Source organism: Bacillus cereus group sp. BfR-BA-01430 (genome assembly GCF_022663115.1).
GTDB lineage: Bacteria > Bacillota > Bacilli > Bacillales > Bacillaceae_G > Bacillus_A > Bacillus_A cereus_BD.
Map to the genome: position 1 here is coordinate 451,295 of NZ_JAKUEW010000001.1, position 11,636 is coordinate 462,930.

Below are 11,636 nucleotides of genomic sequence, written 5' to 3' on the forward strand. Positions count from 1 at the left end.
ATGAAAGAATCGGATAGAAAGTAGGTGAAAGTATGGATATTCCTTCTATTGTAAAGATGCAAAAAGAATATTTTTATAGCGGCTATACGAGAGAAATCGCGATAAGAAAATTACATTTACATGCATTATATGAAGGGATTAAGCGGTTTGAGTCTGATATTTTTCGATCGCTTCAGTTAGATTTAAATAAATCCCATCATGAATCATTTACAACGGAAATTGGATATGTACGAAAGGAAATTTCTTTTCAAATGAAGCACCTTTCTTCATGGAGTAAGCCGAGACGTGTTCGAACGGCTTTGACGCATTTTGGATCGAAAGGGAAAATTGTTCCAGAGCCATACGGTGTTACGCTTATTATGGCACCTTGGAATTATCCATTCCAATTGGCAATCGCTCCCCTTGTAGGAGCGTTAGCGGCGGGTAACACGGTTGTTTTAAAGCCGTCTGAGTTAACGCCAAATGTGTCAAAACTATTAGCTCATATGATGCAAGAATTGTTTCCAAAAGAACTTGTTACAGTAATAGAAGGTGGAATCCAGGAAAGTACAGCGTTACTTAAGGAACCTTTTGATTATATTTTCTTTACCGGTAGTGTTAGCGTAGGGAAAATTGTGATGGAAGCAGCAGCGAAACAGTTAACACCTCTTACGTTAGAACTTGGCGGGAAAAGTCCATGTATTGTGCATAAAGATGTGAAAATGGATGTAACGGCAAGACGGATTGTTTGGGGGAAATTTCTAAACGCCGGACAGACATGTGTTGCTCCTGATTATATTTATGTCCATTCATCAGTGAAGAAGGCACTGATTGAGGCGCTTCGTAGTGAGATTGTTAGGCAGTATGGAGAACCGTTACAAAATGAAAATTATGTCCGGATTGTTAGCAAGCGTCATTTTGACAGATTATGTGCATTTTTACAGGAGGGGCATGTTGAAATTGGTGGCAATTATAATGAAGAAACATTGCATATAGAACCGACCATTTTAACGAATATTACATGGCAAAGTGCAATTATGGAAGATGAGATTTTTGGACCGCTATTACCTATTATAGAATATGAAGAAATAGAAGAGGTAATTGAAATTATTCAACAACAGCCAAAGCCACTTGCTTTATATGTTTTCTCAGAGAATAAACAAATTCAAAAACAAGTTACAACGAATATTTCATATGGTGGCGGTTGTATAAATGATGTCGTCTATCATCTTGCAACGCCGTATTTACCTTTTGGAGGAGTGGGCAGCAGCGGATTAGGTAGTTACCATGGTGAACAAAGTTTTCAAACATTTTCTCATTATAAGAGCATTTTATCTCAATCTACAGTTTTTGACATGAAAATTCGTTATTCTTCTACAAAAAGTGCTTTAAAATTTATACGAAAGTTGTTAAAATGATGAGGGTGTTTATCAGTAGGCGTAGCCGTATGATAAAAACCCCTTCTTACGGGAAGGGGTTTTTCTGTTCGACTATGTATCATGCGAAAATGAATCAAACATACTACATAAAGAATAGAAAAGAACGCTGGTAAATCATCATTTTTATTTGGATCGAAATAAAAAGTATGCAAAAATTAATATTTATTCATGAATATAAAAATGAAAAATTTGAGGTAGATAGGACGGGAAAATGAAAAAGATTATAAAAATTGAAGCGATAGAAAAACATTTTGGAAATCAAGTCATTATTCCACCTCTTTCTTTAGATATTAAAGAAGGGGAATTTTTAACAATTCTTGGACCGAGTGGTTGCGGGAAAACAACGTTACTTCGTATGATTGCAGGTTTTGAAACGCCAACAAAAGGTAACCTTTTACTCGATGAAGAACGGATTAATGAATTACCACCTTATAAGCGTCATATGAATTTAGTGTTTCAACATTATGCATTATTTCCGCATATGACAGTTGAAAAGAATATTTGCTTCGGTATGAAAATGCAAAAAGTATCAGCAGCGGAACAAAAAGAACGTGCGGAAGAAGCTATGCGTTTAACGCAGTTATTAGAATTCCGTAACCGAAAACCGGCGAAACTTTCTGGCGGACAACAGCAGCGTGTTGCAATTGCGAGAGCGATTGTAAATAACCCGCGTGTTCTCTTACTCGATGAGCCGCTTGGAGCACTTGACTTTAAGTTAAGAAAAGATTTACAGCGCGAGTTAAAAAACTTACAGCGTAATTTAGGAATTACATTTATTTATGTAACTCATGATCAAGAAGAAGCGATGAGCATGAGCGATCGTATTGTCGTGATGAATAAAGGACATATCGAGCAAATTGGAACACCGAAGGAAATTTATAATACACCAAAAACAATGTTTGTAGCGACGTTCATTGGTGAAAATAATATTATAAGCTCCGGGGAAAACTATGTAGCAGTTCGCCCTGAAAATGTAAAAATCCGTTCGGTTGAGCAACCAATTTTAAAAGAATACCATCTTGGACATATTGAAGATATTGAATTTGTTGGAAATATGGAAAAGCTGTATGTACGTGATGAAAAAACATCTGAATTATTAATGGCATATCAAACTGCAGAAGAAGCGGCGCAGTGGAGTATCGGAGATAATGTATACGTAGGCTGGGAGCAAGAGGATGAGGTGACCTTAAGTTGAAAAAAGGGAAACTACTCGCATTACCTACAGTTGCATGGCTTTTAATTTTCTTTTTATTTCCGCTCTTATTTGTATTAGCATTTGCATTCTTCCAGCGCGGTGCATACGGCACAGTGGAAATGCAATTTACACTTGATAATATAGTGCGCGTCTTTGATTCGCTATATATGAGTACATTATGGGAGACAGTGAAGATTGCTGTTATTACAACGGTGCTTTGCTTACTAATTGGATATCCATTTGCATATACAATTACGATTGTAGATCGTAAATATCGTTCTATTCTTTTATTATTGGCAACAATTCCGTTTTGGATTAACTTCCTTGTACGTTCATACGCATGGATTGTTATTTTACGTTCACAAGGTCTTGTGAATACAGCATTACTAAAATTAGGCATCATTCATGAACCATTAAATTTATTATATAATACACCATCTGTAATATTAGGTATGGTTTATTCTTTATTACCATTTATGATTTTACCAGTGTATGCAGCGATTGAACAGTTTGATAAACGCAAGTTAGAAGCGGCGTATGACTTAGGTGCAACGCCAATTAAGGCATTTTGGCATGTGACACTTCCGATGACAATGTCAGGAGTTGCAACGGGTTCCATTTTAGTGTTTGTTTCATCTATTGGTATGTTTGTCGTATCGGATGTAATGGGTGGATCGAAAGTAGCATTAATTGGAAACGTAATTCAAAACCAATTTTTAGGTGCACGTGATTGGCCATTTGGTTCTGCATTATCGATTATTGTCGTCCTATTCTCTGTTCTGTTAATTTACTTATATTATCGTGCGACGAAAGTATATAAATATGGAAACGGAGGGGAATAGTACGCGATGAAAAAGTTTTTAGTTTCTTACTCTTGGTTAATTTTATTGTTCTTATATTTTCCAATGATGGTTTTAATGGTCTATTCTTTTAATGATTCGCGTATTAATGCGGAATGGCAAGGTTTTACATTCCATTGGTATACAGATTTATTTCAAAAGCAAGACGTCATTGATGCATTGGTAAATAGTATTACAATTGCTCTTATTACAACTTTCGTAACAACTGCTCTCGGTGTCTTTTTTGCAGTAGCGTTACATCGTTATAAGTATCGTTTTGAAGGAGCGATAAATGGACTTGTATACTTACCAATTTTAATTCCTGATATTTTAATGGGATTATCTCTACTTATTTTATTTAGCCAAATTGGAATGGAACTTGGACAAGCTACTATTATCATTGCGCATATTACGTTTAGTATTTCATTTGTTGTTGTGATTTTAGCAGCACGTTTGTCTAGTATGGGACATGATTTAGAGGAAGCAGCAAATGATTTAGGAGCAACTCCTTGGCAGACGTTTCGTCATGTAACGCTTCCAAGTATTGCCCCTGGCATTATTTCTGCTGCGTTATTAACATTTACGTTATCAATTGATGACTTTGTAATTAGTTTCTTTGTATCTGGGCCAGGATCCACAACATTACCACTATATATTTACAGTATGGTTAAACGCGGAGTATCACCTGAAATTAATGCACTTTCAACAATATTAATTGTTGTCATTGTTGGGTTAATGATTGCATCAGAACTATTCCGTAATAAAGGAGCGGATGGAGAAGAAAACTCCGGAGGGCATCTTCCTTTATAAAAACAGAAAGAGGAGGTCGTGAATCGATGAAATTGATGAAGACGATAGCTGGCGCAGCCATTAGTTTTAGCCTTGTAGCAGGCGTACTTGCAGGATGCGGCGGTGAAAAAAAAGAAGAACTTAACATTTATAGCTGGGCTGATAACTTTGATGAGCAAGTATTAAGGGATTTTGAGGAAAAATACAATGTCAAGATTAACTATGACAAATATGCAAGTAACGAAGAGATGCTTGCGAAGTTACAAGCTGGCGGTGCAAAATATGATTTAATTCAGCCATCTGATTACATGGTGAAAACAATGGCGGAAATGGATTTATTAGAGCCATTAAACAAGAAAAACATTCCGAATGTAGAAAATCTTGTTTCTAACTTTAAAACGCCAGCGTTTGATCCAGAGAATAAATACTCTCTTGTATACACTTGGGGTGTAACAGGAATTGCTTACAATAAAAAGTATGTAAAAGAAACGCCAACAAGCTGGAATGATTTATGGAATGAGAAGTATAAAGGACGCGTTACTTTATTAAATGATTCTCGTGAAGTATTAGGTATGGCACTTAAGAAAAATGGGTTTTCAAATAGTACAAAAGATGATGCTCAATTAAAAACAGCGGCAACGGACTTACAGAAGTTACTTCCAAACCTACTTGCATTTGACACAGATAACATTAAGCAAAAATTCATTACAGAAGATACATGGATTGGAACAGTATGGTCTGGAGATGCAGCGTTTATTGCAAAAGACAATAAAGATGTAGGATATGTCGTTCCAAAAGAAGGCGGTACAATTTGGGCGGATACATTAGCAATTCCAAAAGGTGCGAAACATAAAGAACTTGCTGAGAAGTTTATGAACTATTTAATGGATGAAAAAGTAAGTGTGAAAAACTATGAATCCATTGGATACAGTAATCCAAACGAAAAAGCTTGGCCGCTTCATAGTAAAGAATACCGCGATAACAAAATGATTTTCTTATCACAAGATGAGTTGAATCGTACAGAATGGCTTGTTGATGTAGATGATAAATTAAAAGAGTATGATCGTTACTGGACAGAATTAAAAACAAAAGGGAAATAAAGAATACAAATGCGGTTTCTATATAGAAATCGCATTTTTTCATAAGTAGGAGGAGAACGTTTGAAGAAAAAATTATATCAATATGAGTTACTGTGTATGATATTATTTTGTATCATATTTGGCATTATTGCTTGGAGAGTACAAGCGAATGGCATAACAATGATGGATACATATGTACAAGAGCTTGTAAAGGGATTACAAACAGATCGCTTGCTTGTATTTTTCTCATACTTTACAAAAATGGGGTCTGCCATTGGGATTACGAGCGTACTTATTTTCAGTTTGCTTATTTTTTGGAAGAAACGTTATTATGTTGCAATGTTCCTATATCCGCTTGCAATATTAACAACGCATCTTGTAAATAAAGGGATAAAGGAAATTGTGAAAAGAGATCGCCCAAGTTTGAATGAAGCGTTTGATGCACTTGGATATAGTTTTCCAAGTGGACATGCCATGTTGTCCATTATGACGTATGGATTTCTTGCTTATATCATCGCAGCGAATTTGCACAATACAATGAGTAAATATATAAGCGTAATGATTGCGGCGCTATTTATTATATGGATTGGACTAAGCAGGATTATTTTATTTGTTCATTATCCAACTGATATTTTAGCAGGGTATGCGGTAGGGGGCATTCTGTTAATTGTTACCATTTATTTTCACCGCCTCGTCTCAGAGAGATTTCAAATGAATCAAGAGCGATAAAACATCTAGAAAACGGTTTTTCTAGATGTTTTTTAGGAAATAGGAATGTGCTAAAATAGAGATGCATTTCGAATGGAATAAAGTAGGTGAAAGCTATGAAAAGAAAGAGAGAGCAAGTAGATGTATGGGGGAAAATGGGAGCTTTTCTTTTTCAGTTCCGCTATACTGTAATAGCCATATTATGTATGTTAGCTATCATACTAGGTATTTTTGCGCCGAAACTTCCAGAAGTATTAGGTGGTGATGGCTTTCAAACAAAAGGGGACTATCAAAAGACAAAAGCAATTTTGGACAAGGATTTTAAACAATCACAAGACACACTGCTGCTTGTGTTTCAAAAAAATAAAGGGATTTCAAACGACGATTTTCAAAAAGAAATTGCAGAGCTCGTAGCAAACGTTCAGTCGAAAGAAACGTATGAGTCGTTTCATCATCCGCTAGAAAATAAGAGTATGTTACAAGATGATTTAGCTTATGCGACAATTTTATTTTCTGGGAAAACAAGTAAAGAACGAAATGAAAAAACATTACAGTTTGCTGAAGAAATAAAAAAAGAAAGTAATCGTATCTTGAAAGTAACTCCAACTGGTTTTCCAAAAATTAATCAAGAAATCAATGAGCGAACGCAGAACGATTTAAAAGTAGCTGAAATGATTGGTTTGCCAATTGCCTTTCTTGTGTTACTTTTTTCATTTGGTAGCTTGCTTGCGTCCATCTTACCTATTGTAAATGGGGCACTGAGTGTAATGAGTACAATGGGGATTTTATATTTTATCGGTGTAGATAAAGAGTTATCGATTTTTGTTTTAAATGTTGCGCCGATGATTGGTCTTGCCTTATCGATTGATTTTGCGCTTTTATTTGTCAATCGTTTTCGGGAGGAGTTGGCATATCGTACCGTTCGAGAAGCGATTTTAGTTACGTATCAAACAGCAGGACGAGCGATTGTATTTTCGGGATTGTGTGTATTCGTTGGACTATCAGGCTTGTTTTTCTTTGAAATAGACTACATTCAATCAGTTGCAATCAGCGGAATGATTGTTGTTATTATGAGTATTATTTTTTCACTTACACTTTTGCCAGCGCTCTTATCATTAATGGGAAAACGGTTGCTCAATAAGAAGCAAACACCGCCGCGCACTTCACGTGTGTGGAGGAAATTTGCGCAGTTTGTTATGAGTCATCCGATTATGATGGTCATAATCGTCACAACGTTTATTATCGTCTGTCTCTTACCTCTTCGCACAGCGAATCTTCAATTTCCAGGTGTAGAAGCATTGCCGGAAAAAAGTGAGACAAGGATTGCATATGAAAAATATGAAGAGACATTCCGTAACATGATGAAAACTCATGCGGATGTTACGGTAGTAATAGAGACAAAGGAAAAGGTAACAAAGCAAGAAAGCTTGCAGCAAATAGAATCTATTGTACAAAAGTTACAAAAAGATAAGCAAGTATACAAAGTAGAGAGTCTTTATGATGAGCTACATGGAATGAATGCAAAACAGGTTGCTGCGTTATTACAAACGCCTGAGGGGGCCAAAATCGCTCCGATATTTGATATTTATACGAAAGAGAATCGGACAACGTTGCAAATTTTCTTACATACAAAACCGAAGACAGAAGCGGCAAAACAATGGGTGAGAGATTTTAAAGCAAAGTATAAAGAAGATTATCTAACCTATTATGTAGGTGGAATGACAACATTTCAACAAGAATTAGAGGATGAAATAAAAGATAAAGTTGTGATTGGGATGTCTGTTATATTTGGATCTACGTTTTTAATCTTATTATTTGCCTTCAGGTCAATACTCATTCCAATAAAGGCAATTGTCATGAATATATTAAGTCTTAGCGCAACAATTGGTCTTGTTGTTTGGTTATTTGAAGGTGGACACTTTGGATTGGATGAAAGTTCCGTACTATTTGTACTACCTATTTTTATTTTTGGTCTTGTATTTGGCTTAAGCATGGATTATGAGGTATTTCTTATTTCTCGTATTCATGAGCTATACGAGGAGACAAGAGATAACGATGTAGCAACGTTAGAAGGGCTTATATCAACAAGTCGTATCATTACATCGGCAGCCTTAATTATGATTGTAGTGACAGGGGCATTTGCCTTCACTGATATTTTACCAGTTAAACAGATGGGCCTTGGAGTAGCACTTGCAATTTTTCTTGATGCGACAATTATTCGACTTATGCTTGTTCCAAGTTTAATGAAACTGTTTGGAGATTGGAATTGGTGGCTACCATTTCGAAAGAAAAAAGAAAAAGCATGATGAAAGCACTTGTCTTTTTGATGAGTGTTTTTTTTATTTATATAAAATGAAACTTTTTGTTTATGAATAGCATGTCCCTTCTTTTGCAAATAGTATGTGATAAGGACAATATAGATAAGTGGGTGAAGACAATGTTTCGCTATTTTAAATTTAAATTAAATGATACTGTACAGTTTACGGAAAATGATGGACATATGTATCGCATTGTCGGTTATAGACTAGAAAAAGGATTTTATCCAAAGGACGAATGGACTCATATTATTTATGAATTGTTACGGGAGTTTGATGGGTATACGCTAGATGCAGAAGAAGATGAGTTAGTGAAAGTGATTCAAGTAGATGATGAATATTATAAAATTCATGAAGTCTCTGGCTATCGATATCCTGTGAAACTGAAGGAAAAATCGAAAACTATGAAGGTAGCGACAATGGACGATTTGTTAGATGCATATAATGACTATAAACGGCTAGCAGATTTCTTTAAGGACTTATCATATGAGCAAAAAGCAGAAGAAGTATTGCAAGAAATGAGGAGACTTCTTGCTTAGGAAGGCGGTCTATTCAATAGGCTGTCTTTTGTTTTGCATCGTGCATCATAGAAGAATTTCCGATACAATAGGAGCATCAATAGAAATAAGGAGAGAACTATGAAGACGAACAAAAAAGGAGAATGGTGTGAAATAACCGTTCCATCTAAATGGAATGGCATTTCTGTCGAATTTTTATTAAGAGAAATATGGTGCGTGCCCAAAAAAATATTACATCAACTTCGAATGGAAAAAGGTGTTATTATAAATAAGGAACAGAAGCGTTGGAGCGAGCTTTTAAAAGAAGGAGATAAACTGCAAGTACATATGTTTATTCCAGAAGAGTATGGTGTTGTACCAGAATTTGGGGAATTGGATGTTGTATTTGAAGATGATCACGTATTAATTGTGAATAAACCGGAACAAATGGATACACATCCATCTGAAAAAAATGGGACAGGAACGCTTGCAAATTTAATTGCTTTTCATTTTCAAATGCAAGGTTTAGAAACGAAAGTACGCCATATTCACCGCTTAGATAAAGATACAACGGGCGGCGTTGTATTTGCGAAACATAGACTAGCTGGTGCTATTATGGATCAGTTATTGATGGAGCGGAACATTAAAAGAACGTATATGGCGCTTGTTGAAGGGAAAATGAAGAAACGAAAAGGAACGATCGATGCAGCAATTGGCCGCGATCGTCATCATGCAACGAGGCGCCGCGTGTCTCCAAAAGGAGATCATGCCGTAACGCATTATAAGGTAGAAGAGTATTTTAAAAAGCAAGATACGACACTTGTTACCGTGCAATTAGAAACGGGAAGAACGCATCAAATTCGCGTTCATATGAGCTACAGTGGCCATCCGCTCCTTGGAGATGTACTATATGGTGGAAATGTAACTTATATGTCTCGGCAAGCATTACACGCTATGCAAATTGCTTTTTTACACCCTATTACAAGAGAAGAGATTATGGTAGGCATTCCAGCCCCTGAAAAAATAAGTAAGCTTATGCAAAGTTTTCGAGAATCCAATATGTAAATTGACAGTAGGAATTTGAGAAAAATATTTTTTGCAGGAATTTTATTGTGAAAAGAGAAGCCGTAAATAGGAAAGAGAGGGGAGGATCAATTGGTAAGGGATAAATATATGCTGTGGATATTTTTGACTTGCCTTTTACTTACTTTAATTCTCTATCCGTATTTACCGTACTCTATCGCAGTGCATTGGAATCAGGACAGTGAGCCAAATGAATTTGTCAGAAAACAAATCGTCGTATTTTTGATTCCTTGTTTTATTATTGTTTTTCATAGTTTGCTGTATATCATTTCGAGATACATACTTAAAATGAATCGAGGCAATCAAACAATTATAATAGAATTTAAAACAAATATCACAGTATTTCTATTGTTTATTCATATGCTCGTTCTTTTCATTGCTTTAGGGATGATGGTGCCATTTCAAATCGGATTGACAATTGGAATTAGTGTATTTCTTTTTATGACTAGTAAAAGCTTTAAAAAGATGGGGAAAGAAAAAGAACCGGTTCCTTTGCAAAAAATATGTCTATTGGGGCAACGTGTTTTCTACAGCATGGCTTGTATGTGTTTATGTTCCTTGTTTTTAAAGTTAGAATGGGGATTGTATGTATTAATGAGTATCATTTGCTGTGGATCTATTTTTTTTCTATTCGGTATTCTATATTCCTATTTGTTAGCAAACTATGAAACATAAAAAGAGCCTTTCGTTTAGAAGACTCTTTTTATGTTTCTTACTTTATTTTGTAATGAATTGTTGTGTCCAGTAATTACCATTTTCAATATGACCCACGCCGATGTGAGTGAAGTTGCTATTTAAGATGTTGGCGCGGTGACCTTCGCTATTCATCCAAGCTTGTACAACTTCTTCTGGTGTACGTTGACCTTGTGCGATATTTTCACCTGCCGATTTGTAAGAGATACCAAATCGTTTCATCATGTCAAATGGAGAACCGTATGTTGGGCTATTGTGATCAAAGTAGTTATTTTTTTGCATATCTTCAGACTTTGCACGTGCTACTTTGCTTAATTCGTTATCAACTTGTAATGCTGATAAACCTTGTTTTGTACGTTCAGCATTTGTTAATTCAACAACGCGTTGTTCAAATTCGCTTAAAGAACCTTTTTTCTCTTCAGCTGGTTTATTTTCAGCAGGTTTTTGTGTTTCGTTGTTTACAGCAGGTTTTTGCGCTTCTGGTTTTGCTGTTTCGTTGTTTACAGCAGGTTTTTGCGCTTCTGGTTTTGCTGTTTCGTTGTTTACAGTAGGTTTTTGTGCTTCTGGTTTTGCTGTTTCGTTGTTTACAGCAGGTTTTTGTGCTTCTGGTTTTGCTGTTTCGTTGTTTACAGTAGGTTTTTGTGCTTCTGGTTTTGCTGTTTCATTGTTTACAGTAGGTTTTTGTGTTTCTGGAGTTATAGGTACGGGTTGTTTATTAGAAATGAAGCAATCTTGTTGGAATAGTACTTGATTCCACTCTGCTAAAGATTGGATTCCTATAGATTGTAAGTATGCTTGTAATTCTTGTTGATTCATATATTTCATCATAATTTTAGAATGCTGAATATTTTGAATCTTAATTTTAGCTGGTTGTACAGTTGCAGCTTGTGCGTCTAAAGATGTTACTCCTAGCGTCAATGCAGTTGCAGCTGCTACAGATAATAAAATACGTTTTTTCATAAAGATGTGTCCTCCTATGGAAAAGTATTGTACTGTTTTCAACAGATTCATTTTTGACAG

11 protein-coding genes are annotated in these 11,636 nt (G+C 35.6%); 10 read left to right on the plus strand and 1 reads right to left on the minus strand.

Features of this window, described 5'->3' with window-relative positions:
- Window positions 1-32: 32 nt before the first annotated feature.
- The 10 genes from MR058_RS02325 to MR058_RS02370 all read left to right on the plus strand — a co-directional run bounded on the left by MR058_RS02325 (window position 33) and on the right by MR058_RS02370 (window position 10,598).
- Window positions 33-1,397 carry an aldehyde dehydrogenase gene (locus MR058_RS02325; protein WP_242142460.1) on the plus strand — a complete coding sequence of 455 codons (1,365 nt, stop codon included), beginning with the start codon at window positions 33-35 and terminating at the stop codon, window positions 1,395-1,397.
- Window positions 1,398-1,629: 232 nt separating this feature from the next.
- Window positions 1,630-2,613: a spermidine/putrescine ABC transporter ATP-binding protein PotA gene (gene potA / locus MR058_RS02330; RefSeq protein ID WP_242142461.1), complete on the plus strand. Its 984-nt coding sequence runs from the start codon at window positions 1,630-1,632 to the stop codon at window positions 2,611-2,613.
- On the plus strand, window positions 2,610-3,455 hold the full coding sequence (locus MR058_RS02335) for an ABC transporter permease (RefSeq protein ID WP_242142462.1): 846 nt from the start codon (window positions 2,610-2,612) through the stop codon (window positions 3,453-3,455). Before potA ends, MR058_RS02335 begins: the two co-directional genes overlap by 4 nt.
- A 6-nt stretch (window positions 3,456-3,461) precedes the next feature.
- Entirely contained in the window at window positions 3,462-4,262 is an 801-nt protein-coding gene (locus MR058_RS02340; protein ID WP_242142463.1) for an ABC transporter permease, read from the plus strand.
- Between the two features lie 26 nt (window positions 4,263-4,288).
- Window positions 4,289-5,341, plus strand: a complete 1,053-nt coding sequence (locus MR058_RS02345) for a polyamine ABC transporter substrate-binding protein (RefSeq protein WP_242142464.1) — start codon at window positions 4,289-4,291, stop codon at window positions 5,339-5,341.
- Between the two features lie 60 nt (window positions 5,342-5,401).
- Window positions 5,402-6,049 carry a phosphatase PAP2 family protein gene (locus MR058_RS02350; RefSeq protein WP_242142465.1) on the plus strand — a complete coding sequence of 216 codons (648 nt, stop codon included), beginning with the start codon at window positions 5,402-5,404 and terminating at the stop codon, window positions 6,047-6,049.
- A 95-nt stretch (window positions 6,050-6,144) separates the two neighbouring features.
- Complete coding sequence (locus MR058_RS02355; protein ID WP_242142466.1) at window positions 6,145-8,334, plus strand: MMPL family transporter; 2,190 nt, start codon at window positions 6,145-6,147, stop codon at window positions 8,332-8,334.
- 131 nt (window positions 8,335-8,465) lie between these two features.
- Window positions 8,466-8,882 (plus strand): histidinol dehydrogenase, encoded by a 417-nt coding sequence (locus MR058_RS02360; protein ID WP_242142817.1) that lies wholly within the window; start codon window positions 8,466-8,468, stop codon window positions 8,880-8,882.
- Between the two features lie 99 nt (window positions 8,883-8,981).
- Complete coding sequence (locus tag MR058_RS02365) at window positions 8,982-9,905, plus strand: RluA family pseudouridine synthase (protein ID WP_242142467.1); 924 nt, start codon at window positions 8,982-8,984, stop codon at window positions 9,903-9,905.
- Window positions 9,906-9,995: 90 nt separating this feature from the next.
- Window positions 9,996-10,598: a DUF1648 domain-containing protein gene (locus MR058_RS02370; RefSeq protein WP_242142468.1), complete on the plus strand. Its 603-nt coding sequence runs from the start codon at window positions 9,996-9,998 to the stop codon at window positions 10,596-10,598.
- A 42-nt stretch (window positions 10,599-10,640) separates the two neighbouring features.
- Here the strand turns inward: MR058_RS02370 and MR058_RS02375 are convergent, their stop codons facing one another.
- Entirely contained in the window at window positions 10,641-11,576 is a 936-nt protein-coding gene (locus MR058_RS02375; RefSeq protein WP_242142469.1) for a CAP domain-containing protein, read from the minus strand.
- Window positions 11,577-11,636 lie beyond the last annotated feature (60 nt).